We start from the raw sequence: 23,791 nt of genomic DNA on the forward strand, positions 1-23,791 counted from the left end.
ACAAGTCGTGCACCAAGGCCCGTTGTCGGAACCCACGGAGAATGCGGAGGCCACGCCGCCATGACAGCCGTCGTCGAAACCCCCACGCGAGCGCTGCGACGAACGTACTCCCGCTGGACGGCTCTGGTCGTCCTGTGCGCGGGAACGCTCATGACGATCCTGGACGGCAACATCGTCACCGTCGCCATGCCGGCCATCCAGAGCGACCTCGGCTTCTCGGGGCCGGGCCTCGCGTGGGTGGTCAACGCCTATCTGATCCCGTTCGGCGGGCTGCTGTTGCTGGTGGGCCGGCTCGGCGACCTGGTCGGCCGCAAGCGGATGTTCGCGGCGGGGCTTGCCGTGTTCACGGCGGCGTCCGTGCTGTGCGGGGTGGCCACGAGCCAGGGCACGCTGATCGCGGCGCGGGCGCTTCAGGGCGTGGGCGGAGCGATGACCGCGGCGGTGGTGCTCGGCATGCTGGTCGCGCTGTTCCCCGAGCCGCGTGAACAGGCCCGCGCGATCGCGGTGTTCAGTGCGGTGGGTGCGGCGGGCGGGGCACTGGGCACGTTCCTCGGCGGGGCGCTGACGCAGGCACTGAACTGGCACTGGATCTTCCTGATCAACCTGCCGATCGGGATTGTCGCCCTGCTGGCGGCGATCCGGGTGCTCGACGCGGAGGACGGCGAAGGTCTGGGCCGGGGCGCGGACTATCCCGGGGCCGCGCTGGTGACCGGTGCGCTGATGCTGACGGTGTACGTGATCGTCGGCTCCGGCGACCGCGAGCCGACCACCACGCTTCTCCTGGCCCTGGCCGCCGTCGGCCTGTTCACGGCGTTCACCCTGCGTCAGGCCCGTGCGGCCCGCCCCCTGCTGCGGCTTCGGTTGTTCGGCTCCCGACTGCTCTCCGGCGCGAACGCCGTGCAGATCCTGATGATCGCCACGATGTACGGCTTCCAGTTCCTCGGGGCTCTGTACGTCCAACGGGTGCTCGGGTTCGGCGAGTTGCTCACGGGTACGGCGTTCCTGCCCGCGCCGATCGCGATCGGGGTGCTGATGCTGGGACTGTCGGCACGGACCATCGGGCGGTTCGGCCCGTACCGGGTGCTGCTGGCCGGGCTTGGCCTCATCGTCGCCGGAATGGCCCTGTTGAGCCGTGCGCCGGACCAGGGCTCGTACGCCGCGGATGTCCTTCCGCCGCTGCTGTTGCTGTCCGTCGGCTTCGCCGCGGCCATGCCCGCGTTGACCGGTCTCGCCATGTCGGGTGCCCGGGAGGAGGACGCGGGACTGGCGTCCGGGTTGTTCAACACCACGCAGGTGGTGGGGGGTTCGCTGGGGCTGGCGGTGCTGTCGGTGCTGGCGGCCAGTCGTACGGAGGGGTTGCTGGCAGGCGGGGCGGGCCTGGGCGCGGCCACGGCGGAGGGGTATCAGCTGGCGTTCCGGGTGGGGGCGGGGATCGCCGTGGCGGCGCTGGTGCTGGCCGCGGTGGTGCTGCGGCCGCGAGCGAGGGAGTGAGCCGCCTTCAGAGGTGCCACGCCATGCCGTCCGGCGGCCGCGGGCACGTCGTGGCTGCCCCGCGGTCGGGCCCCAGCCTCAGCCCCCGCCGAACGCCTCGCTGTGGTCCCGTGCCCACTCCCGGTACGTCCGTGGCGGACGACCCAGCACCTCCTCCACGTCCCCGGTGACCACCGCGTTGCCGCCCTCGGCCACGAAGCGGACGCTCCGCAGCATCCCCTGCGCCGATTCCTCGCTCCACCCGGAGGCGACCAGCAGTTCGCGGGTCTCCGGTGGGGTCAGTCCACGAAGCTCCACACCCCTGCCGAGCACCTCGCCCAAAGTCGCCGCCTGGTCCTGGGGACTGAGCGTCTCCGGGCCCGTCAAGGTGTACGTCCGTCCCAGGTGGCCCGGACCGGCCAGCGCCGCGACCGCGATCTCGGCGACATCCCGCGGGTCGACCACACCTTGCCGCCCCTCCCCCAGCATGTTCGGCACGGGCGTGCCCGCCCGAACGGCCTCCGCCCACCCCAGCGTGTTCGACGCGAAGGCCGAGGGTCGCAGGATCACCCACTCCAGGCCGCTCTCCCGGACCGCCTCCTCACCGTGTCCGTGCGCGATGCCGCCCAGCCCCGTCCTGGGGTCCCCAGCGCTGATCGCGGAGAGCTTCACCACGCGCCGCACCCCCGCCGCCCGGGCCGCCGCCACCATCCCCCGGTCGCTGCCGGCGTCCTCCGGGCCGAAGACGCCCACCAGGAAGGCGGCGTCGGCGCCCGCCATGGCCGACGCCACGGAGTCGAGATCGCGATGGTGTCCCCGAGCCGCCTCGACCCCCGGCGGCAGTTGGGTCCTGCCCGGTTCCCGCGTGAGCGCGCGCACCTTCTCGCCGCGCGCCACGAGCCGTCGTACGACATCACTTCCGATGGTGCCCGTGGCACCCGTGACCAGGATCATGACCACCACGGTGGGCGCCGCAGCGGTCCGGCCGATAGGAAATTCCGGCACGTTTCGCGCGCCCGAACCCCCCGCTCCCCCGCTTACGGTGGATGCGTGACCAACTCCGTTTCCGAGCGAGCGCCGCGCACCCCCGACGCGCCGGGTCCGTGGATCGCCGGGACCGGGGTCCTGGCCGTGGCGGCGGATCCCCGGGAGCCGTTCGTCCAGCTGCCGGACCCGACGACCAAGGTGATCGTCCGCAGCGAGGCGCGCGGCCGGCCCACCCTGCTGGTCTCGGGGCCCCGCGTCCGAGCTACGTACCACGAGGGCAAGACGGACGTGTCCTGCGTGGAGGTACGGCTCGCGCCCGGCACCACCCGCCCGCTGCTGGGCGTCCCCGCGGTCGCCCTCGTCGGACGGATCGTGCCGCTGGGCGCGCTGCCCGGCCCGGCCGCGCGGCGACTGGCGTTCGAGCTCGCCCGGCTGGAGCCCGAGGAGGTGGCCGTCCGGCTCGCGGACGTCCTCCCGGACCGGCTGCCCACGGCGGCCGACGGGGCACGCGCCGAGCTGCTGCGCGCCGCGGTCGCCGCGCTGTCCGTCCGCTCGGGTCGCACACCCGGTCATGTCGGCGAGGTGGCTCGCGAACTCGCCGTCAGCGAGCGCCAGTTGCGCAAGCTGTTCAGTGAGGGGGTCGGGCTCTCGCCCAAGCACTACACCCGCATCGACCGCGTCCGCGCCGTGCTCGCCCATGCCGGAGAGCTGGCCTCGGCCGAACTGGCCGCCGTCACCGGCTACTACGACCAGTCCCACATGACATCCGACTTCCGCACCCTGATGGGTGTCCCACCGCGCTCCTACTTCACCGGACGGCTTCCCGCCCCCCGCGCCTGCCAGGTGATCGACAGCCGGTGACCCGACTTCACAGTGACCCCCTGTCCGGAACAGCCGCCCGCCGCACCCTGCTCGCCGCCCTCGGAGCCGGAGTGCTGAGCTCGACGTGGCTGTCCGCCGAGGCCGCGGACCGGACCGGGCTCGACGATCCGGTCAAGAAGGACCTGGCGATGCGGCTGGTGTCCAGCGCGGAGAACTCCTCGCTGGACTGGCAGGCGCAGTACGCGTACATCGAGGACATCGGGGACGGCCGCGGCTACACCGCCGGCATCATCGGTTTCTGCTCCGGTACGAGCGACATGCTGGCGCTGGTCGAGCTCTGCACGGCACGGGTCCCCGACAATCCCCTGGCCCGGTATCTGCCCGCCCTGCGCACGGTGGACGGCACCGACTCGCACGAAGGGCTGGACCCGGGCTTCCCGGCGGCCTGGCGGACCGCTGCGAAGACCTCCGCGTTCCGCCAGGCGCAGCGGGACGAGCGGGACCGCGGCTACTTCGACCCGGCGGTCGCGCGCGCCAAGCGGGACGGTCTGGGCACGCTCGGCCAGTTCGTCTACTACGACGCGATGGTCATGCACGGCCCCGGCACCGACCCGCTGAGCTTCGGCGGTATCCGCGGGCGGGCCCGGCAGGGTGCGGACACCCCGGCGGACGGCGGTGACCAGACCGCCTATCTGCACGCCTTCCTGGACGCCCGGGTGTGGGCGATGCGCCAGGAGCCGGCCCACCATGACGTGAGCCGGGTCGAGACCGCCCAGCGGGTCTTTCTGCAGCAGGGCAATCTCGACCTGGACACACCGCTCAAGTGGAAGGTGTACGGGGACAGTTACGAGATCGGCTGAGCGGAGACGGCCTCCATGGGGTGGGTGACGTCCTGGGCGTCCGCGCCCCGGCCGAGGTGGTTGAAGACCAGGTTCAGCGCCACCGCCGCCACACAGCCCGTGGAGATCCCCGAGTCCAGGACGATCCTCGCGGTCTCGGGGAAGGCGTGGTAGAACTCCGGCGCGGTGATCGGGATGATGCCGACGGCCAGGGACACGGCGACGATCAGGACATTGTTGTCCTTGTCCAGGCCCGCCTTGACGAGGGTCTGGATGCCGCCGGCGGCCACCGAGCCGAACAGGACGACTCCGGCGCCGCCGAGCACCGGACGCGGGACGACGGCGATGAGCGAGGCGGCCATGGGGCACAGGCCCATCAGCACCAGGAAGGCGCCGCCGGTGGCGACGACGTAGCGGCTGCGGATCCTCGTCATCGCAACCAGGCCGATGTTCTGGGCGAAGGCGCTGCACATGAAGCCGTTGAAGAGGGGGCTGATCGCCGAGCCGAGGGTGTCGGCGCGCAGACCCGCGGCGATGGTCCTCTCGTCGGCCGGGCGCTCGACGATCTCGCCCAACGCCAGCATGTCCGCGGTCGACTCGGTCATCGAGACCACCATCACCACGCACAGCGAGAGGATCGCGGCGAGCTGGAACTGCGGGGCGCCGAAGTGGAAGGGGGTCGGGAAGCCGACGACGGCCGCGTCGGTGACGGGTCCGAAGTCCGTGGCGCCGAAGGGGATCGCGAGGAGCGTGCCGGCCACCAGGCCGATGAGCACGGCGACCTGCTTGACGAAGCCTCGCGTGAACCGTCGTAGGAGGAGCACGATCCCGAGGGTCGCCGCCGCCAGGCCCAGGTTGGTCGTCGAACCGTAGTCCCGCGCCGCGGGATCGGGACCTTGTGCCCAGCCGAAGGCGACCGGCAGGAGCGAGACGCCTATCAGGGTGATGACGGTCCCGGTGACGACCGGCGGGAAGAAGCGGATCGCCTTGCTGAAGAAGGGGGCGGCGAGGAAGCCGAGGAGTCCGGCGACGATCACCGCGCCGAAGATGACCGGCAGGGCGTCGGACTTGTCGTCCGTGGAGGCGACGACCGCGGTCATGGGGGCGACGCCGGCGAAGGTGACGCCGTTGACGAAGGGCAGCCGGGCGCCGATCTTCCAGATGCCGAGCGTCTGCAGGAAGGTGGCGAGGCCCGCGGTGAACAGGCAGGCGCCGGTGAGGAAGGTGAGGTCGGTGGCGGAGAGGCCGATGGCCGCGCCGACGATCAGGGGCGGGGCGACGACTCCGGCGTACATGGCGGCCACGTGCTGGAGGCCGGTGGTCGCCATCTTGAGAGCGGGGAGCTTTTCGTCGACGGGGTGGACTGACACTGCGGCTCGCCTCCGGGCGGTTGCACGGCCGCCGGAAAGCGGTGCCGTGGGTTTCATGGAGGTGGTGCGCGGGCATGGAGGCACCTCCCGCTCGAGCGAAGCCGAGAGTGGGGGAGGGACCGTTGGACGGGGACCGTTCCGGGGCGCGTGCGTCCAACACGCGCCCCGGGCACGGCCGCCATGGAGCCCGCAACCGGGGTCCACGGCCGCCGGCCGGGAGCCGTCCCTCCCGACCGGAGTTCTTGGGTGAAGCGGTCAGCCCTGCGCGGCGATGCGCGCGAGACGCTGGGCCTGTTCCCGCGTGGAGCGCGCGATGGCGTCCTCGTCCACGTGCGACAGGCGGCCGTTCTCGACGATCTGACGGCCGTTCACGAACGAGGCCGTGACCGGGGCCGCCGCACCGAAGACCAGCGCGGTCACCGGGTCGGCGATCGAGGCGTGGGCGAGGGTGTCGAGCTTCCACAGCACCAGGTCGGCGAGCTTGCCCGCCTCCAGGGAGCCGGTCTCGGCCGCGCGGCCGAGGACCTGGGCGCCGCCGTAGGTGCCCAGGCGCAGGGCCTGGCGGGCGTTCAGGGCGGCCTCGCGGTGGGCGCCGAGGCGGTTGATGAGCAGGGCGTTGCGCAGCTCGGTGTGGAGTTCGCCGGACTCGTTGGAGGCCGTGCCGTCTACGCCGAGGCCGACCGGGACACCGGCCGCGAGCATGTCCGGGACCCGCGCGATCCCCGCGGCCAGGCGGGCGTTGGAGGACGGACAGTGCGCCACGCCCGTCTTCGTACGGGCGAAGGCGGCGATGTCGGAGTCGTTCATGTGGACGCAGTGCGCCATCCACACGTCCTCGCCGAGCCAGCCGGTGGACTCGAAGTAGTCGGTGGGGCCCATGCCGAACAGTTCCTTGCAGAACTGCTCCTCCTCGACGGTCTCCGAGCCGTGGGTGTGCAGTCGCACGCCGAGGCGGCGGGCCAACTCGGCGCCCTGGCGCAGGAGCTCGGTGGAGACGGAGAAGGGCGAGCAGGGCGCGACGGCGACCTGGGTCATCGCGCCGAAGGAGGAGTCGTGGTGCTCCTTGACGGTCGCCTCGGTCGCGGCGAGGGCGCCCTCCAGGGTCTCCACGGCGAAGTCCGGGGGCAGGCCGCCGTCCTTCTCGCTGCGGTCCATGGAGCCGCGGGCGAGGGTGAAGCGGACGCCCGTCTCGCGGGCGGCGCGGATGATCGCGCCGGACAGGTCGCCGGAGCCGGCGGGGAAGACGTAGTGGTGGTCCATGGCGGTGGTGACGCCACCGCGGGCCATCATCGCCAGTGAGCCCTGGGCGGCCGCGTAGACCATCTGCTCGTCGATGCGCGCCCAGGTCGGGTAGAGCGCGACGAGCCAGTTGAAGAGGTTGTGGTCGGTGGCGAGGCCGCGGGTGATCCACTGGTAGTAGTGGTGGTGGGTGTTGACCAGGCCGGGGGTGACCAGGTGGCCGGTGGCGTCGATACGGCGGTCGACGTTCTCCAGGCCCTCGGGGGCCCTGCCCGCGCCGAGCGACTCGATGCGGTTGCCGGCGAGGACGACGTACCCGCTCGGGTACTCGGTGTCGTGCGCGTCCACGGTCGCGATCGAACAGTTCTCGATGACGATGCGCCGGTCTTCTGCCATGGTTCGTCCTTTGCGCTGAGGTGGAGAGGGCACGGCAGGACCCCGGGAGTTTGAGTGCCGCGGCCGGAGGGCCCTTCCGGGCCCTTGCCCGGCCGCGGGTGCCGCGAGGGGGTTGCTAGAGGTTCGTGAGGTCCACCGGGATCCTCGGTTCGACGCCGTCCCGCAGGACGGTCGCCTCGATCAGGCCGTAGGGCCGGTCGGCGGCGAAGTACACCTCGTTGTCGTTCTTGAGGCCGAAGGGCTCCAGGTCGACCAGGAAGTGGTGCTTGTTGGGCAGCGAGAAGCGGACCTCGTCGATCTCGCCGCGGTTCTCGATGATCCGGGAGCCCATGGCGTAGAGGGTCTGCTGGAGGGAGAGGGAGTACGTGTCCGCGAACGCCCCCAGCATGTGCTTCTTGACCTGGGCGTACGACTCCTCCCAGTCCGGTGCCTCCTGGGCGTCGTCGGTCCAGTTGAAGCGCCAGCGGCTGGACACCTCGGTCGCCAGGATGCGGTCGTACGCCTCGGGCAGGGTCGTGTACTTGTCCTTGACGTAGCCCCAGAACTCGGAGTTGGTCGAGTTCATGACGGTCAGATCCTTGAGCCCGGAGACGACCTCCCACGACGAGCCGTCGTAGGTGATCTGTGTCAGCCGGGTCTCCTGGCCCTGGCGGACGAAAGAGTGTGCGTCCTCCCCCGGCGTCCCGATCCGCTCCCAGGAGTACTCCTCGACGCGGATGCGCGCGGTCCTGATCGGTTCCTGCGAGGTCACGAAGTGCCGGGCGAGGTGGATGCCGAACTGCTCGGCGGACTCGATGCCGTGCTCCTTGGCGAACGCGTACACCGTGTTCTTGGTGGTGTCGGTCGGCAGGACGTTGGCGTTGGAGCCGGAGTAGTGGACCTCTTCCATGTCGCCGGAGAGCGCCACGGAGACGTTCAGGTCCTTGATGTGGTGGGTGGCGCCGTCCCGCGTGATCTTGACGACTCGGTTCTCGGCCTTGCCGTACTGGTTCTGTCCCAGGATGGGCATAGCTAGCTCCCTCGGTAAACGGAGTAGCCGAACGGGTTGAGCAGCAGCGGTACGTGGTAGTGCTCGCCCGGCACGACGGCGAAGGTGATCGCCACCTCCGGGAAGAACACACCGGTACCGCTGTCCCGATTCGCGGGGGCGTCCTGCTGCGCATCGGCTTGCTTCTTCAAGAAATACGGCTCCACGGCGAAGTCGAGCCGTACGTGGGTGATCCCCTCCGGCAGCGCCGGCAGGTCCTTGCACCGCCCGTCCGCGTCGGTCGCGCTGCCGCCGAGCGCCTGCCATTCGGCCTCCCGGCCGCTGCGGGCCGCGAGCTGGACGGCGACGCCCTCGGCGGGGCGGCCGACGCTGGTGTCCAGGATGTGCGTGGACACGGATGCGGTGGTGCTCATGTCGCTCAGACCTCTTCGACGATGCGGGCGAGCCGAATGCGGTTGATCTTTCCCAGCTCGGTGCGGACGATCTCGCGTTCCCGCTCCGGCGGGTTGCCGATCCGCTCCTTGACCGCGTCGCGCATCTGCTCGCCGGTGCGGCCGGTCGCGCAGATCAGGAAGACATGGCCGAACCGCTCCTGGTACGCCAGGTTCAGTTCCAGCATCTGCGCCTTGAGCTCGTCGGAGGCACCGTCCATGCCGCGCTGTTCACGGGAGGAGGCCGGGTCGCCGGGCTTGGGACGGCCGATCGGCGGGTGGCCGGCCATGGCCTCGGCGAGGTCGTCGGGGGTCAGCTCGGCCATGGCGGCGTCGCTGGTGGCGTAGAGGTCCTCCGCGGTCGCATAGGGGCGGGCGGCGAGCAGACGCCGAGCCCACGCCGTCGAGGCGCACGTCTCAAGGAGGACCGCGTGGGCCGCGTGCTCCTCCAGGACGTTGAACCGGGCCAGGCCGGGGGACGTGGAAGTCGAAGTCACGGGAGTCAGCTAACGCCCCCACGCGACATCACGTCAACACTTTGTTGAAAATTCGGGGTTACGAACCCCGGCGGGCCCCGCCGTCTAGGTTTTGTCCCGGTTCAGGTAGTTGTAGACCGTGAAGCGGCTCACCCCGAGGGCGCTCGCCACGGTCTCCACGCCGTGCCGTACAGAGAAGGCGCCGCGCGCCTCCAATATCCGTACGACCTCCTGCTTGGCCTTGCGGTCCAGGTCCGAGAGCGGCTTGCCCCGCTTGCGCTCCATGGCGGCCAGGATGTGATCGAGGGAGTCCGCGAGCTGCGGCAGGCGCACGGCGACCACGTCGGCACCCTCCCAGGCGAGCACGACGTCGTCGGGACCGGCCTCGTCCGGCGGGAGCATCTCGCCGCCCATGGCGTCGACCAGCGGCTTGACCGCCGAGATGAACGGCTCGTCGGCGCTCACGCGTCCCCCTCCCCCAGCACATTGACCTGAAGGGAGATCCGGGTGGCACCGGAGGCCAGGGTCCTGCGCAGCAGGGCGTCCACGGCGCCGAGCACCTCGTCGGCGCCCCCTTCGGCCGTGTTGCCGAACGGGCCGACGTCCACCGCGTCCAGCTCGGCCGCCTCGATGACCTCACGGGCCACGAGCGCGTGCGCCGGGGCCTCGTCGAGGTCGAAGGGCTCGGTCGTGAACTCCACTCTCAATCGCACGCGCACAACCTAACCCGAGGTGCCGTTTTCCGTCGGGCCCTCTTGACAACGCCGTCGACCCGACGGCAATCTTCCAATAGGCAGAAACTAACTTCCGCATTATGGAATATGACGGACTACGACACGGAAGGGAGCGCCGCGACCGATGGGATTCGCCGACCAGCGCTTCAACGTCAACCTGTCGATCCTCTTCACGGAACTCCCGCTCCTGGAGCGCCCGGCGGCGGCCGCCGCGGCCGGCTTCACCGCGGTCGAGCTGTGGTGGCCCTGGATCGACACCCCGACCCCCGAGCGGTCCGAGCTCGACGCCCTGAAGAGGGCGATCGAGGACGCGGGCGTCCAGCTGACGGGCCTGAACTTCTACGCCGGCCGGCTGCCGGGCCCCGACCGGGGCGCCCTGTCGATCCCCGGCGAGGAGTCGGAGCGCTTCCGCGCCAACATCGACGTGGCCGCCGACTTCGCCGGGTCCCTCGGCGCGACGGCGCTCAACGCCCTGTACGGCAACCGCGTCGACGGCGTGGACCCGGCCGAGCAGGACGCGCTGGCGCTGGAGAACCTGGTCCTCGCGGCCCGCGCGGCCGACCGGATCGGCGCGATCCTCCTGATCGAGGCCCTCAACAAGCCCGAGTCGCCGCTGTACCCGCTGGTGAGCGCGCCCGCGGCGGTGGGGATCGTGGACAAGGTCAACAACGCGACCGGCCTCGGCAACGCGAAGTTCCTGATGGACCTCTACCACCTGTCCATGAACGGCGAGGACCTGCCGGCGGTGATCGAGGAGTTCGCCTCGAAAACCGGCCACGTGCAGATCGCCGACAACCCGGGCCGCGGGGCGCCGGGCACGGGCTCGCTGCCCCTCGACGACCTCCTCGGCCAGCTGAGGAAGGCGGGCTACGACGGCTGGGTGGGCCTCGAGTACAAGCCGGGCGACCGCCCGAGTGCCGAGTCCTTCGACTGGCTGTCCCGCTGACCCCCCTTTCCTGAGAGGCACCCCACCATGAGCAACCTCGCGCAGTCCTCCCACCCAGCCCGCCCGGCGATTGCCTGGATAGGCCTCGGCATCATGGGCTCCCCCATGTCCGAGAACCTGGTCAAGGCGGGTTACGACGTCACCGGCTTCACCCTGGAACAGGACAAGCTGGACCGGCTGGCCGCCGCCGGTGGCACGGCCGCCGGTTCGATCGCCGAGGCCGTGCGCGACGCCGAAGTGATCATCACGATGGTGCCGGCCTCTCCGCAGGTCGAGGCCATCGCGTACGGCCCCGAGGGCATCCTGGAGAACGCCCGCTCCGGCGCGCTGCTGATCGACATGTCCTCGATCACCCCGCAGACCTCGGTCGATCTGGCGAAGGCGGCGAAGGACAAGGGCATCCGTGTGCTGGACGCACCCGTGTCCGGCGGTGAGGCCGGTGCGATCGAGGCCGTGCTGTCCATCATGGTCGGTGGCGAGCAGGCCGACTTCGACGAGGCCGAGCCCATCTTCGAGGCGCTCGGCAGGACCATCGTGCTGTGCGGTCCGCACGGCTCGGGCCAGACCGTGAAGGCCGCGAACCAGCTGATCGTCGCCGTGAACATCCAGGCGTGCGCCGAGGCCGTGGTCTTCCTGGAGAAGTCGGGCGTGGACCTGAAGGCCGCGCTGGACGTGCTGGGCGGCGGCCTCGCCGGCTCGACCGTGCTGACCCGCAAGAAGGACAACTTCCTTCAGCGCGACTTCGCGCCGGGCTTCCGGATCGACCTGCACCACAAGGACATGGGCATCGTCACCGACGCCGCGCGCAACGTCGGCGCGGCCCTGCCCGTCGGCGCCGTCGTCGCCCAGCTGGTCGCCAGCCTGCGGGCGCAGGGCGACGGGGGCCTGGACCACTCGGCACTGCTGCGGGCCGTGGAGCGCCTGTCGGGCGCCCAGGTCTGACACCGACTTCCGGTCCGCGGCGGCGCTGACATCTGTCGTGTCGCGCCCAGGCGCCACCGCGGACCGGAACCCCTCCCTGACCGCACCCGACGCGCCGGGCGACCCGGATGAGGGGTGGTCGCCCGGTGCCGGGTGCGGTCGGGGGAGGACCGCGGCGGCGTGCGAGCCAGTGCGGTGGTGAAGGTCCCGGGCCCTCCTTCTTCGACCTGAGGGAAGGAGCGCGTTCCCGGTTCCGTCGCGGCCGCCGCGGTCCCGGCAAGACCGGCAGGAACCCAGAGCGCCGGATACGGACGGTCCCGTATCCGGCGCTCTTCCATGTGGCGGCTACGGTCGGGGTGCGGATTGCAGCGGATGGCAGGACGCTGAAGGCATGGCAGCACAACCGACACGGCATCCGCATGTCGTGGTGCACGCTCCGGCCCTGGACGGGTCCCGGCGCGTCACCGTGGACGACAAGAACCTCGGCGTCGCCTCGCACCTGGACGACGTCGTGGAACTGCTCCGGCTCGCCGACCTGGACCGGATCGAGGTCGAGGACGACGACATCGTGGAGTGGCAGGGCGGCGGTCCCGACGACTGGCCGGGACTGTCCGAGCACGAGGAGCGGTGAGCGGGCGTACGGCAGCGGTCGTAGGCCGGCTACGGAATCCTCAAATCAAGCTCTGAACCTGATGCAGGGGCTTCTGCCGGACGCGTTCCCGGGCGCATTCTCATCACACGAGGTTCGCCGGCACGGGGGCGGCGGGCATCGCGACGGGGGACGGCTTCGGGGGAGCCGGGCACGGGAAAGGGCGGTCCGACCTTCACGGTGGGACCGCCCTTCAGTTGTGCGCGGGGTCAGACCTTCAGTTGTGCGCGGTGTCAGACCTTCAGCGGCCTGACCGACGTCGGCGCATGGCCCGGCTCCGTCGCGATCTCCTCGAACTCGACCACGTTGCCTATGTCGTTGGTCGTCGACATCGAGATGTTGGTGACCCGCTCCAGGATGGCCTCGACGACGACCGGGACCTGGAACTCGGCGGCGAGCTTCTTCGCCTGCTCCAGGGCCGCGCCCAGCTCCGCCGGGTCGGTCACCCGGATCGCCTTGCAGCCAAGGCCCTCGGCGACCTTGACGTGGTCGACGCCGTAGACGCCCAGCTCCGGGGAGTTGATGTTCTCGAACTCCAGGTTGACCTGGAAGTCGATGTCGAAGGCCCGCTGGGCCTGGCGGATCAGGCCCAGGTAGGAGTTGTTCACGAGGACGTGGATGTACGGGATCCGGTGCTGGGCCCCGACGGCCAGCTCCTCGAGCATGAACTGGAAGTCGTAGTCCCCGGAGAGCGCGACGACCTGCGCCTCGGGGTCGGCCTTGGCGACGCCCAGCGCGGCCGGGATCGTCCAGCCGAGAGGGCCCGCCTGACCGCAGTTGATCCAGTGGCGCGGCCTGAAGACGTGCAGCATCTGGGCGCCGGCGATCTGCGACAGGCCGATCGTCGACACATAGCGGGTCTCGGGGCCGAAGGCCTTGTTCATCTCCTCGTAGACACGCTGGGGCTTGATGGGGATGTCGTCGAAGTGCGTACGGCGCTGGAGGGTCGCCTTCTTCTCCTGCGCGGAGGCCGCCCACGCCGAGCGGTCGGGGAGCCGGCCCGCCGCCTGCGACTCCCTTGCCACCTCGACGAAGAGTTCCAGGGCGGCCCTGGCGTCGGAGGCGATGCCGTAGTCCGGCGCGAAGATCCTGCCGATCTGGGTGGGCTCGACGTCGACGTGGACGAACTTCCGGCCTGCCGTGTAGACGTCCAGCTTGCCGGTGTGGCGGTTGGCCCAGCGGTTGCCGATGCCGAGGACGAAGTCGGACTCCAGGAAGGTGGCGTTGCCGTAGCGGTGCGAGGTCTGCAGGCCCACCATGCCCGCGTTCAGCTCGTGGTCGTCCGGCAGAACGCCCCAGCCCATGAGCGTCGGGACGACCGGGATGCCGGTCAACTCGGCGAACTCGACGAGGAGTTCGGCCGCGTCGGCGTTGATGACACCGCCGCCGGCGACGATAAGGGGGCGCTCGGACTCGCTGAGGAGAGCGAGCGCCTTCTCGATCTGCGCGCGGCTCGCGACCGGCTTGTAGACCGGGAGCGGCTGGTACGTGTCCGGGTCGAACTCGATCTCGGTGAGCTGCACGTCGATCGGCAGGTCGATCAGGACCGGCCCCGGGCGGCCGGAGCGCATGAGGTGGAAGGCCTGCTGGAAGACGCCGGGGACCTGGGCCGCCTCCAGGACGGTGACCGCCATCTTGGTCACCGGCCCCGCGATGGAGGCGATGTCGACGGCCTGGAAGTCCTCCTTGTGGATCACGGCGGTCGGGGCCTGGCCCGTGATGCACAGGATCGGGATCGAGTCGCCGGTCGCGGAGTACAGGCCGGTGATCATGTCGGTGCCGGCGGGTCCTGAGGTGCCGATGCAGACACCGATGTTGCCCGGGTGGGTCCTCGTGTACCCCTCGGCCATGTGGGATGCGCCCTCGACATGGCGGGCGAGGGTGTGGTGGATGCCCCCGGAGGCCTTGAGCGCGGCATAGAAGGGGTTGATCGCCGCGCCGGGGACACCGAACGCGTCCGTGACACCTTCGCGCTTGAGGATCTCAACTGCCGCGCGGGCAGCGGTCATTCGAGCCATCGAGTACTCCTGCTTCGACTGCTTCTACGGCTTCGGCTGTCGGATGCGTACTCCCGTCGCGCCCCGCGGCGAGCACTTCCGTATTGCGGAATATGTTTTCTACTATCTGGAAGCAATGTAAGTGGAGGGGCCGGGGCCGTCAAGGGACGAAGGTGGTCAAGAGACGGACAGACGGCCGCCTCCTGGAGGACGATGAGGCCATGTCCGAGAGCGTCTCGGTGCGCTGTCCGGTCTGCCGGCGCGAGCACCTCTATGCGGCGCCGTCGTACCCGTGCGAGTGCGGCGCCCCGGTCTGCCCGCCGCTGGACCGGCACGGCGCGCCCACAGCCGTCACCCACCAGGTCTGGGACGAGGCGTGGGTCTCCGTGGAGTGCGCGGTCTGCGGCCGCAAGGCCGAGTGGCCCCAGCCGGAGCTGGGCTGTGGCTGCGGAACGGTGCTGCGGATTCCGGTGTCCGGGGAGACCTGCTCGTGGCCCGAGCCGGAGGTGTCCGCCGAGGTGGACACTCCCACTCCCCCGCGGCGCGCCTTCCAGCCGATCACGATCCGCACCGCGCGTGACGCGGTCACCGTGGCCGCGCTGTATCTGCGCTGGCTCGGCTACGAGGACATCCGGCGCGCGGACCAGCGGCCGCCGTCCGGCATCGGTCTCGCGGCCCGCGGGCTGCTGGCCCAGGTCGACCCGACCGTGCGGCCGGCCTCACCGCGGGACGTGGAGTGCCTGTGGCTGACGGCGATGACGGAGTCCGCGCACTGCGTGTACTTCTCCCTGGCCGGCTACACCCCCGAGGCCCGCGCCCAGGCCGACTCCCTCGGCGTCCCCCTGTTCGTCCTGGACCTCACGGGCACACCGCAGCCGGTGAACAGCCTGGCGGACGAACTGGAGGGCGGGTAGGCCTCCGGCGGCGGGCCGACTTGAGCGGCACGCGGCCGGAGCGGGGGCTGGTGCGTGACCGGCCGGACGGGGGACGCCGAGCCGCGTCACCGCACGGCGAGGCCGCCTCGACTCCACCCGGCCCGCGGCACCGCCCGGCGAGCGACCGCGCCAAGAACACTCGGCACCGACGCCAACACCCGGACGGCGGGCACCCCGACAGCCAACACCCACCCAACCCCCGACCGGACAGCGACGGAGACCGGGACGTCGCCCGATCCCCGGCACCGCCCGCAGGCCGGCGGGCGACGACGCGCGGGACTCCTCGACCACCGGACTGATCAGCCGGACACCTCTATCCCTCCGCGTAGGCCTCCCGCAGCTCCACCTTCCGCACCTTCCCGGAGACCGTCATCGGGAAGGCGTCGAGGATCTTCAGCCGGCTCGGGACCTTGTAGTGCGCGAGCCGTCCCTCGCAGAAGCCGCGCAGTTCGTCGAGGGTCGGCGGGTCCGCCGGGTCCCGCGGGATGACGCAGGCCAGCACCTCCTCGCCGTAGCGCTCGTGGGGGACGCCGACCACCTGGACGTCCGCGATCTTCGGGTGGGCGTAGAGGAACTCCTCGATCTCGCGGGGGTAGATGTTCTCGCCGCCCCGGATGATCATGTCCTTGATGCGGCCGACGATCTCGACGTACCCGTCCTCGCGCATCGTCGCCAGGTCACCGGTGTGCATCCAGCGCCCCGGGTCGACGGCCTCCGCGGTCTTCTCGGGCTCGTTCCAGTAGCCGAGCATCACGCTGTAGCCGCGGGTGCACAACTCCCCCGCTGTGCCCCGGGGTTGGGTGACCCCGGTCGCCGGGTCGACGACCTTGACCTCGATGTGCGGCAGGACGCGGCCGACCGTGCCGGTGCGGTGCTCCAGGTCGTCGTCCCTGCGGGTCTGCAGGGACACCGGGGACGTCTCCGTCATGCCGTAGCAGATGGACACCTCCGCCATGTGCATCTCCGCGACCACCCGCTTCATCACCTCCACCGGGCAGGGCGAGCCCGCCATGATGCCGGTGCGCAGGGAGGAGAGGTCGTACGTGGCGAAGTCGGGGAGGTTCAGCTCCGCGATGAACATGGTCGGGACGCCGTAGAGCGAGGTGCAGCGCTCCTGCTGGACCGCGATCAGGGTGGCCGCCGGGTCGAAGGAGGGGGCCGGGATCACCACGCAGGCGCCGTGCGAGGTCGCCGCCAGATTGCCCATCACCATGCCGAAGCAGTGGTAGAAGGGCACGGGGACGCAGATCCGGTCCTGCTCGCTGTAGGAGATCAACTCCCCCACGAAGTAACCGTTGTTGAGGATGTTGTGGTGGGAGAGGGTGGCCCCCTTGGGGAAGCCCGTGGTGCCCGAGGTGTACTGGATGTTGATCGGGTCGTCGCAGGACAGCTCCGGGTGCGCCGTGTCCGGCACGGCCCGCCCGAGCAGCGCCTGCCAGCTCGGGTCGCCGATGTATACGACCTCCCGCAACTCCCGGCACCTGCCGCGCACTTCGTCGACCATCGCCCGGTAGTCGCTGGTCCTGTGACTGAGGGAGGCGAAGAGAAGGGAGATCCCGGCCTGGTTGAGGACGTACTCGACCTCGTGGGTGCGGTACGCCGGGTTGATGTTCACCATGATCGCGCCGATGCGGGCGGTGGCGTACTGGACGAGCACCCACTCGGGGCAGTTGACCGCCCAGATGCCCACCCGGTCACCCTTGGCGATCCCGGAGGCGAGCAGCGCGGACGCCAACTCGTCGACGTCGGCACCGAATTGAGCGTAGGTCCAACGCCTCCCCGACGGCACGTCGACGAGCGCCTCACGCTCCGGCCAGGTAGCCACGGCCCGGTCCAGGTTGGCCCCGATGGTGTCGCCGAGCAGCTCGGTCGTGCTCACCCCGTGCGTGTACGAGTTCACCGGAAGTCCTCCTCGCGGTACTCCGCGTCCGACCCCGCCGCCGTGGCCTCACGCAACTCGATCCGACGGATCTTTCCCGACACCGTCTTCGGCAGCTCCGCGAACTCAAGCCGCCGGATCCGCTTGTACGGTGCCAGCGCCTGCCGGGAGTGCTCGAACAGCACCTTGGCCGTGTCCGGGCCGGGCTCCCAGCCCTCCGCCAGCACGACGTACGCCTTCGGGACCGCGAGCCGCAGCTCGTCCGGCGCGGGCACGACGGCCGCCTCGGCCACCGCCTCGTGTTCGAGGAGCGCGCTCTCCAGCTCGAAGGGACTGATCTTGTAGTCGGAGGCCTTGAAGACGTCGTCGCTGCGCCCGATGTAGGTCAGATAGCCCGCCTCGTCCCTGGACGCCACGTCGCCGGTCCGGTAGTAGCCGCCCGCCATCGCCTCCGCGGTGCGGTCCGGGTCGCCGTGGTAGCCGGTCATCAGGCCGACGGGCCGGGCCGACAGGTCCAGCGCGATCTCGCCCTCGGCCGCGCCGGGCGCGCCGGACACCGGGTCGAGGAGCTCCACCTTGTAGCCGGGGCTCGGGCGGCCCATGGAGCCGGTCTTCAGCACCTGTCCGGGGCTGTTGGAGACCTGCACGGCCGTCTCGGTCTGGCCGAAGCCGTCCCGGATGGTGATGCCCCAGGCCCGCCGGACCTGCTCGATGACCTCGGGGTTCAGGGGTTCGCCCGCCGCCACCACCTCGCGCGGCTTGTGGCGCAGCCCGGTCAGGTCGGCCTGGATGAGCATGCGCCACACGGTCGGCGGGGCGCAGAAGGTCGTCACTCCCGCACGGTCCATCTCCGCCAGCAGCCGGCCCGCGTCGAAGCGCGTGTAGTTGTGGATGAAGACGGTCGCCTCCGCGTTCCACGGCGCGAACAGGTTGGACCAGGCGTGCTTGGCCCAGCCGGGCGAGGAGATGTTGAGGTGCACGTCACCGGGCTTGAGGCCGATCCAGTACATGGTCGCCAGGTGCCCGATCGGGTACGAGGTGTGCGTGTGCTCGACGAGCTTGGGCCGGGCCGTCGTCCCGGAGGTGAAGTACAGCATCAGTGGGTCGTCGGCCAGGGTCGGGCCGTCGGACAGGAACTCCTCGGAGGAGGTGTACGCGTCCTCGTACGGCTGCCAGCCCTCCGGTACCCCGCCGACCGCGATGCGCGTGTAGTCGCCGGGCACCTCGTCGAACTTGGCGGCGTCCTCGGCCCGCACCAGGACGTGCCGCACCCGGCCGCGCTCGACGCGGTCGCGCAGGTCGGCGGGGCCGAGCAGCGGGGTCGCCGGGATGACGACGGCCCGCAGTTTCATGGCGGCCAGGGCCGTCTCCCACAGCTCGGCCTGGTTGCCCAGCATGACGAGGATGCGGTCCTCGGCCTCCACCCCGCGTTCGCGCAGCAGGTTGGCGACCCGGTTCGACCGTTCGGCCATCTCGGCGAACGACAGCCGGACCTCGCTGCCGTCCTCCTCGACGATGTGCAGGGCGGTGCGGTCGTTGCCCTGCGCGATGACGTCGAACCAGTCGAGCGCCCAGTTGAAGTGGCGCGGGCGGGGCCAGGCGAAGCCCTCGTACGCCGTGGCGTAGTCCTCGCGGTGCTGGAGCAGGAAGTCCCGCGCCCCGCGGAAGTCCTCCGTGGCCGTCATGTTGCGTCCTCCTCGTACCGGACCATTGCCGGGCGGCTCTCTGCCATCGTGTAATCCGTGATGCAGGTCTCACTACCCCCGAACGGGGGTGTGTGCCGCGGTGAGGGGACGAACAGGTGACAGTGGACGCGGCCGGCGCGGTGGAGATCCGGCGTGCGCTCGCGCGGCTGCGGCGCACCACCGGCCTCCCGGTCGCCTTCGGTGGTCTGGTCGAGGCCGGGCGCCCGCGGATTCGGATCAGCGAACTGAGCGGTACGGCCACCACCTCGCTCCTCGCACTCGCGGTGACCTCGGGCAACGGCCTCGGCGGCAAGACGGTCGCGCTGGCCCGCCCGTGCGCCGTGGCGGACTACTCCCTGTCGCGGCAGATCAGCCACGAGTACGACGCCGCCGTCGCCGCGGAGGGGCTGCGCTCGGTGCTGGCCGTGCCCGTGGTCGTACGGCGCCGGGTGCGGGGCGTGCTGTACGGCGCCCTGCGCGACGCCCGGCCGCTGGGCGACCGCACGCTGTCGGCGGCGGTGGACGCGGCGCGGGACGTGGAGCAGGCGCTGGTCGTGGGCGACGAGGTACGGGAGGTTCTGGCGGCGGCGCGCGCCGAGCCCGGTCACGGCGACGCCTCGGCGTGGGAGCAGGTCCGGGAGGCCCACACGGCGCTCAGGGCGCTGGCCCCGCGGATCGGCGACCCCGCGCTGCGCGCCGAGCTGCTCGACGCGTGCGCGCTCCTGGCCGGGGACGCCGAGCCCCCGAAGGAGGTCGCTCTGGCCCCTCGTGAGCTGGACGTCCTGGCCTGTGTGGCGGCCGGTGCGACGAACGCCGTGGCGGCGGACCGGCTGGGCGTGAGCGCCGAGACGGTCAAGGCGTACCTGCGCTCGGCCATGCGGAAGCTCGGGGCCGGGACACGGGGCGAGGCGGTGGTCGCCGCACGCCGAGCGGGACTGCTCCCGTAACAATTGTACGCCTATCATTCATTCGCAGGTACTTTGAATTTGTCCATGCGGTACGGGTTGTTATTTCCCTCACCACATCTTCCAGCCGAATTTCAAAGCACCTTGCCTAATATTGGCCAGGACACGACACAGGGAGGGGAGCGGTGACCGTGCCACGCGACTTCCAGGAGCCTGCGAGAGGCCGCCCCGACCTGGTCATCGGCCGGGACGAGCTGTTCGGCCAGGCCCGTGAACAGCTCACCCGCGGCGGCAGCGTGCTCCTGCACGGCCCCGCCGGAATAGGAAAGTCGACCGTCCTGCGGGCCCTGGCCGCGGAATGCGGCGAAGCGGCCCACACCGTGTTGCGCTGCTCGGCCACCGAGTCCGAATCCCACCTCCCCTTCCTGGCCCTGGCCGACCTCTTCGGCCTGGTCCTCGACGACATCTCCGACAAGCTGCCCGCCGCCCAGCGCACCGCCCTCGAATCGGCGCTGACCGGCCGGGGCGAGTCCACCCTCCAGCGCGACGGCCTCGCCCTGCGCCTGGCGGTGCTGTCGGCGCTGCGCGCCCTCGCCGCCGAGGGGCCGGTGCTGGTCGTCGCCGACGACGTGCAGTGGCTTGATCCGGCCAGCCTGGAACTGCTCGGCTTCGCCGCCCGCCGGCTCGGCGACATCCCGGTACGGATGCTGTGCGCGGTCCGGACCGACGGCCCCGAGTACGACCGCCATCTACGCGTGTTGCCCCCGGACAGCCTCGCCGTCCGCTTCAATCCGCTCACCCGCGCCCAGACGGCCGCGCTGCTCGACCACCGCGGCTACACCGGCCTCCAGCGCTCCACCGTCCGGGACATCCACCGCACCAGCGGCGGCAACCCCTTCTACGCCCTGGAACTGGGCCGCGCTCTCACCGAGAACCCGACCCCGCCCCGCCCCGGCGAGCCGCTGCCGGTGCCCACCTCGCTGCGGGCCCTGGTGCTCAGCCGTCTGGAGATGCTGTCCGAGGACGCTCGGCGCACCCTCCTGGTGGCGAGCGCGGGCGCCCGTCCCACCCCGGCCCTGCTGCACGCGGCCGGCCGCGGGGACGCCGAGGCCGAGATGGCCCAGGCGGCCGCGCTGGGCCTGCTCGCGACGGAGGCCGAGGGCCCCGCCGTACGCTTCGCGCATCCGCTGATCTCGGCCGCGCTGTACGCGGAGGCGCCCGCGCAGGAACGGCGGGACGCGCACCGGGCGCTGTCCACCGCCGCCTCCGACCCGATCGAACGGGCCCGCCACCTGGCCCTCGCGACCACCGGCGCCGACCCGGAGGTGGCCGCCCGGCTCGCCGAGGCCGCGGCCCTGGCCCGGGACCGGGGCGCGCCCTCCATGGCCGCCTCCCTCGGGCTGCTCTCCGCACGGCACACCCCCGCCGACACCGTGCCCGCACCGGACGTACGGCGGCTCGCGGCGGCCGAGGACGCGATCACCGCCGGTGAACTGGATCTCGCCCGGGACATCGCCCGGGACGTGCTCTCCCGGGCCACCGTGCCCGCGGACCGGGTGCGGGCCTGGATCATCGTGATCGACACCGCGGGCCACGCCATGACGGAGGTCGACGCGGTCTTCCCGCAGGCGCTGGCCGACGCGGGCGACGACCCCGAACTGCTCGCCCTGATCCGCTACCAGCTGGCCTGGCGGGCGCTGCTCGTCGAGGGCGACTTCGACGAGGCACGCGGGGAGGCCGCGCGCTCGGCGGCGCTGGCCGCGCGGGCCGGCGACCGCTACAACGAACTGATGGCGCTGTCCTTCCAGGCCCAGCTGGAGACCCTGATGGGCCATCCGGACGCCCCCGCGACCATCAAGCAGGCTCTGAAGGAGCCCCAGGACCCGCGGGTGGCCTGCCATCACAACGGCGCCGGTTACTCCCGCTTCCGCTGGCTGATCATGAGCGACCAGCTGCCCGAGGCCCGGGCCACGGTCACCGCGCTGCTGCGCGAGGTGCGGCGGCGCGGATCGGTCGAGAGCGAGGTGCACTTCCTGCGCGGCGTGGCCGAGACCGAGCTGCGCTCAGGGCACTGCGGCCGGGCCCTCGACCTGGCCCGGGAGAGCCTGATGATGGCCCGGGACACCGGGATCGGCGAGGTGGCCTCGGCCGTGCTCGCCTCCCTCGCCGAGGCCTCGGGCGGCAGTGTCGAGCGGGCGCTCGAACTGGCCCGGGAGGCGGTCGACCACGCCGAGGAGAACGGCGACCAGATGTACGAGTCCCGGGGCCTGACCGCCCTCGGGTACGCGCAGCTCGTCGCCGGGGACGCGCAGGGGGCGGTGCGTTCGCTGCGCCGGGTGCGCGAGCTGGAGCACGGCCTCGGCATCACCGACCCGGCCCGCGGCCGCTGGCAGGGCGACCTCGCCGAGGCCCTCGTACGCATCGGGGAGACCGGCGAGGCGCAGGACGTCATCGACGTCACGCGGGTGAACGCGCTGCGGCTCGGCCGGGAGAGCGTGCTCGCCGTACTGGACCGGGCCGAGGCCCTGGTGCGGGCGGCGCGGGGCGAACACGACGCGGCAGTGGTCCAGTTGACGTCGGTGCAGGATCGGCTCGCCAAACTGGGCCACGGCCTGGAGGAGGCCCGCGCCGCCTTCGCCCTGGCCCGGTTGCGCACCCGACGGCCCGGTCCGACCTCGTACGACGAGGCGGCCCGGCTCTTCAGGCGCTGCCGGGCGCTGCCGTGGCTGCGTCAGGTGGAGGCGGCCGCGCTGGCCCGGCCGGTGGTGCCGGAGCCCGCGCCCGCCGTCGCACCGGACGGGCTGGACAGCCTGGAAGGGCTCGCCTCGATGGAGCGCCAGGTGGCCGCGCTCGTCATGGAGGGCGCCACCAACCGGGAGATAGCCGCGCGGCTGTTCATCAGCGTGAAGACGGTCGAGGCGACACTCACCCGGGTCTACCGCAAGCTCGGGATCCGCTCCCGGGTGGACATCGTCCGGCTGGCGGCGGGCCGCCGACCGTAGCCGAGGATCCGTCAGAACAGCGTCTCCCAGGGCCGGTCGACGGCCGACCGAGGGTTTTCCCTGCCCAACTCCCTTAGGGGGTTCCCTCATTGGGAGGGGGAACTTCCGCGTTCTAGCTTATGCACATGCCGCTCGCCCGGGCATACGGGGGTCGGTCCCGCGACCCCCGTGTACCACCCCCCACACCCGCGCGACCCCCCACCGGCACTCCCTGAGGAGACTCACCGATGTTCGGTCTCACCCGTGCGAAGAAGGCCGGCGCCGTGGCCCTGGCGACCGCCGCTGCCGCCGCCACCGCGTTGCTCGGCGCCCCCACCGCCGTCGCCGCCCCCCAGCCCATCGTCGGCGGTACGACGACGACCACGACCTCGTACCCGTTCATGATGCAGATCACGGACGCCTCGCAGAACCAGTTCTGCGGCGGCACCCTGGTCTCCGCGACCAAGGTGGTCACCGCGGCCCACTGCATGGTCGGCGAGACCACCAGCGGCGTGAGAGTCGTCGGCGGCCGCACCTACCTCAACGGCACCAACGGCACGGTCAGCCGGGTCAGCAAGATCTGGATCAACCCGAGCTACACGGACGCCACCAACGGCGACGACGTGGCCGTGCTGACCCTGTCGACCTCGATGCCGTACACGACGGCGTCGTACGTCTCCTCCTCCCAGACGAGCGTGTACGCGGCCGGCACCACGGCCCGCATCCTCGGCTGGGGCACCACCTCTTCCAGCGGCAGCTCGTCCAACCAGCTGCGGACCGCGACCGTCCCGATCGTGTCCGACTCCAGCTGCAAGAGCTCCTACGGTTCGGACTTCGTCCAGACCGACATGGTTTGCGCCGGATACACCTCCGGCGGCACAGACACCTGCCAGGGCGACAGCGGCGGTCCCCTGCTCATCGGGGGCGTCCTGGCAGGGATCACTTCATGGGGAGAGGGCTGCGCGCAGGCCGGTTACCCGGGTGTCTACACCCGGCTGACCACCTTCTCCAGCCTCGTGACCGCGCAGGTCAACTCGTAGGTCCCCAGAGGTTCCTGAGCATCGCTCAGGTGAGAGACCGGGGGCGTTGCGGGCCACCACGAGCGGCCCGCAGCGCCCCCTATCCATGTGTGCCGGGACCG

Annotated in this window: 21 protein-coding genes; 10 read left to right on the top strand and 11 right to left on the bottom strand. The window is 71.3% G+C overall.

The genetic code is table 11. The features are described 5' to 3' along the window. Window positions 1-60 precede the first annotated feature (60 nt). Window positions 61-1,491, top strand: a complete 1,431-nt coding sequence (locus tag RKD20_RS09380) for an MFS transporter (RefSeq protein ID WP_424877316.1) — start codon at window positions 61-63, stop codon at window positions 1,489-1,491. 78 nt (window positions 1,492-1,569) lie between these two features. On the opposite strand, the gene RKD20_RS09385 is transcribed toward RKD20_RS09380, so the two are convergent. After that, entirely contained in the window at window positions 1,570-2,433 is an 864-nt protein-coding gene (locus RKD20_RS09385) for an NAD(P)H-binding protein (protein WP_424883187.1), read from the bottom strand. 87 nt (window positions 2,434-2,520) lie between these two features. Here RKD20_RS09385 and RKD20_RS09390 point away from each other — a divergent pair, with 87 nt between their 5' ends. Next, complete coding sequence (locus RKD20_RS09390; protein WP_424877317.1) at window positions 2,521-3,318, top strand: helix-turn-helix domain-containing protein; 798 nt, start codon at window positions 2,521-2,523, stop codon at window positions 3,316-3,318. Next, complete coding sequence (locus RKD20_RS09395) at window positions 3,315-4,139, top strand: chitosanase (RefSeq protein ID WP_424877318.1); 825 nt, start codon at window positions 3,315-3,317, stop codon at window positions 4,137-4,139. Before RKD20_RS09390 ends, RKD20_RS09395 begins: the two co-directional genes overlap by 4 nt. On the opposite strand, the gene RKD20_RS09400 is transcribed toward RKD20_RS09395, so the two are convergent. The 7 genes from RKD20_RS09400 to RKD20_RS09430 form a co-directional block, all read right to left on the bottom strand. Continuing rightward, entirely contained in the window at window positions 4,124-5,488 is a 1,365-nt protein-coding gene (locus RKD20_RS09400; protein WP_424877319.1) for a nucleobase:cation symporter-2 family protein, read from the bottom strand. The genes RKD20_RS09395 and RKD20_RS09400 overlap by 16 nt on opposite strands. A 255-nt stretch (window positions 5,489-5,743) precedes the next feature. Continuing rightward, window positions 5,744-7,123 (bottom strand): 8-oxoguanine deaminase, encoded by a 1,380-nt coding sequence (locus RKD20_RS09405; RefSeq protein WP_424877320.1) that lies wholly within the window; start codon window positions 7,121-7,123, stop codon window positions 5,744-5,746. A 115-nt stretch (window positions 7,124-7,238) separates the two neighbouring features. After that, entirely contained in the window at window positions 7,239-8,132 is an 894-nt protein-coding gene (pucL, locus tag RKD20_RS09410; RefSeq protein ID WP_424877321.1) for a factor-independent urate hydroxylase, read from the bottom strand. A 2-nt stretch (window positions 8,133-8,134) separates the two neighbouring features. Beyond that, the gene (uraH, locus tag RKD20_RS09415; RefSeq protein ID WP_424877322.1) at window positions 8,135-8,524 is read right to left on the bottom strand and encodes a hydroxyisourate hydrolase; all 390 of its coding nucleotides are present in this window, start codon (window positions 8,522-8,524) and stop codon (window positions 8,135-8,137) included. A gap of 5 nt (window positions 8,525-8,529) precedes the next feature. Beyond that, the gene (gene uraD, locus RKD20_RS09420) at window positions 8,530-9,039 is read right to left on the bottom strand and encodes a 2-oxo-4-hydroxy-4-carboxy-5-ureidoimidazoline decarboxylase (protein ID WP_424877323.1); all 510 of its coding nucleotides are present in this window, start codon (window positions 9,037-9,039) and stop codon (window positions 8,530-8,532) included. A gap of 84 nt (window positions 9,040-9,123) precedes the next feature. Continuing rightward, a complete protein-coding gene (locus RKD20_RS09425) occupies window positions 9,124-9,432 on the bottom strand; it encodes a helix-turn-helix domain-containing protein (protein ID WP_424883188.1) in 309 nt (102 codons plus the stop codon). Window positions 9,433-9,479: 47 nt separating this feature from the next. Continuing rightward, entirely contained in the window at window positions 9,480-9,731 is a 252-nt protein-coding gene (locus RKD20_RS09430) for a hypothetical protein (RefSeq protein ID WP_381336609.1), read from the bottom strand. A gap of 145 nt (window positions 9,732-9,876) precedes the next feature. On the opposite strand from RKD20_RS09430, the gene RKD20_RS09435 reads away from it, so the two are divergent. The 3 genes from RKD20_RS09435 to RKD20_RS09445 all read left to right on the top strand — a co-directional run bounded on the left by RKD20_RS09435 (window position 9,877) and on the right by RKD20_RS09445 (window position 12,250). Beyond that, a complete protein-coding gene (locus RKD20_RS09435) occupies window positions 9,877-10,698 on the top strand; it encodes a TIM barrel protein (RefSeq protein WP_424877324.1) in 822 nt (273 codons plus the stop codon). A gap of 27 nt (window positions 10,699-10,725) precedes the next feature. Continuing rightward, a complete protein-coding gene (locus RKD20_RS09440) occupies window positions 10,726-11,640 on the top strand; it encodes a 2-hydroxy-3-oxopropionate reductase (protein WP_424877325.1) in 915 nt (304 codons plus the stop codon). 370 nt (window positions 11,641-12,010) lie between these two features. Then, window positions 12,011-12,250: a hypothetical protein gene (locus RKD20_RS09445; protein ID WP_424877326.1), complete on the top strand. Its 240-nt coding sequence runs from the start codon at window positions 12,011-12,013 to the stop codon at window positions 12,248-12,250. 251 nt (window positions 12,251-12,501) lie between these two features. Here the strand turns inward: RKD20_RS09445 and gcl are convergent, their stop codons facing one another. Next, window positions 12,502-14,286 (bottom strand): glyoxylate carboligase, encoded by a 1,785-nt coding sequence (gene gcl, locus RKD20_RS09450; protein WP_424877327.1) that lies wholly within the window; start codon window positions 14,284-14,286, stop codon window positions 12,502-12,504. A 200-nt stretch (window positions 14,287-14,486) separates the two neighbouring features. On the opposite strand from gcl, the gene RKD20_RS09455 reads away from it, so the two are divergent. Beyond that, a complete protein-coding gene (locus RKD20_RS09455) occupies window positions 14,487-15,179 on the top strand; it encodes a hypothetical protein (protein WP_424877328.1) in 693 nt (230 codons plus the stop codon). A 334-nt stretch (window positions 15,180-15,513) separates the two neighbouring features. Here RKD20_RS09455 and RKD20_RS09460 read toward each other — a convergent pair whose 3' ends face one another. After that, entirely contained in the window at window positions 15,514-17,100 is a 1,587-nt protein-coding gene (locus tag RKD20_RS09460) for an AMP-binding protein (RefSeq protein ID WP_424877329.1), read from the bottom strand. Next, window positions 17,097-18,764, bottom strand: coding sequence for an AMP-binding protein (locus RKD20_RS09465; protein ID WP_424877330.1), 1,668 nt, complete (start codon window positions 18,762-18,764; stop codon window positions 17,097-17,099). Before RKD20_RS09465 ends, RKD20_RS09460 begins: the two co-directional genes overlap by 4 nt. Window positions 18,765-18,880: 116 nt before the next feature. On the opposite strand from RKD20_RS09465, the gene RKD20_RS09470 reads away from it, so the two are divergent. From RKD20_RS09470 to RKD20_RS09480, 3 genes are all read left to right on the top strand, one after another. Then, the gene (locus tag RKD20_RS09470) at window positions 18,881-19,711 is read left to right on the top strand and encodes a response regulator transcription factor (protein ID WP_424877331.1); all 831 of its coding nucleotides are present in this window, start codon (window positions 18,881-18,883) and stop codon (window positions 19,709-19,711) included. A gap of 143 nt (window positions 19,712-19,854) precedes the next feature. Beyond that, entirely contained in the window at window positions 19,855-22,671 is a 2,817-nt protein-coding gene (locus RKD20_RS09475) for a helix-turn-helix transcriptional regulator (RefSeq protein ID WP_424877332.1), read from the top strand. 227 nt (window positions 22,672-22,898) lie between these two features. Next, on the top strand, window positions 22,899-23,690 hold the full coding sequence (locus RKD20_RS09480; protein WP_424877333.1) for a S1 family peptidase: 792 nt from the start codon (window positions 22,899-22,901) through the stop codon (window positions 23,688-23,690). Window positions 23,691-23,791: the final 101 nt, after the last annotated feature.

The sequence above is a fragment of the Streptomyces sp. SLBN-8D4 genome, assembly GCF_049739545.1.
GTDB lineage: Bacteria > Actinomycetota > Actinomycetes > Streptomycetales > Streptomycetaceae > Streptomyces > Streptomyces canus_C.

Coding starts and splice junctions, on each gene's coding strand:
- RKD20_RS09440 (WP_424877325.1), top strand. CDS start 10,726: ATGAGCAACCTCGCGCAGTCCTCCCACCCAGCCCGCCCGGCGATTGCC.
- RKD20_RS09380 (WP_424877316.1), top strand. CDS start 61: ATGACAGCCGTCGTCGAAACCCCCACGCGAGCGCTGCGACGAACGTAC.
- pucL (WP_424877321.1), bottom strand. CDS start 8,132: ATGCCCATCCTGGGACAGAACCAGTACGGCAAGGCCGAGAACCGAGTC.
- RKD20_RS09455 (WP_424877328.1), top strand. CDS start 14,487: ATGTCCGAGAGCGTCTCGGTGCGCTGTCCGGTCTGCCGGCGCGAGCAC.
- RKD20_RS09425 (WP_424883188.1), bottom strand. CDS start 9,432: ATGGGCGGCGAGATGCTCCCGCCGGACGAGGCCGGTCCCGACGACGTC.
- RKD20_RS09480 (WP_424877333.1), top strand. CDS start 22,899: ATGTTCGGTCTCACCCGTGCGAAGAAGGCCGGCGCCGTGGCCCTGGCG.
- RKD20_RS09435 (WP_424877324.1), top strand. CDS start 9,877: ATGGGATTCGCCGACCAGCGCTTCAACGTCAACCTGTCGATCCTCTTC.
- uraH (WP_424877322.1), bottom strand. CDS start 8,524: ATGAGCACCACCGCATCCGTGTCCACGCACATCCTGGACACCAGCGTC.
- RKD20_RS09405 (WP_424877320.1), bottom strand. CDS start 7,123: ATGGCAGAAGACCGGCGCATCGTCATCGAGAACTGTTCGATCGCGACC.
- RKD20_RS09465 (WP_424877330.1), bottom strand. CDS start 18,764: ATGACGGCCACGGAGGACTTCCGCGGGGCGCGGGACTTCCTGCTCCAG.
- RKD20_RS09445 (WP_424877326.1), top strand. CDS start 12,011: ATGGCAGCACAACCGACACGGCATCCGCATGTCGTGGTGCACGCTCCG.
- gcl (WP_424877327.1), bottom strand. CDS start 14,286: ATGGCTCGAATGACCGCTGCCCGCGCGGCAGTTGAGATCCTCAAGCGC.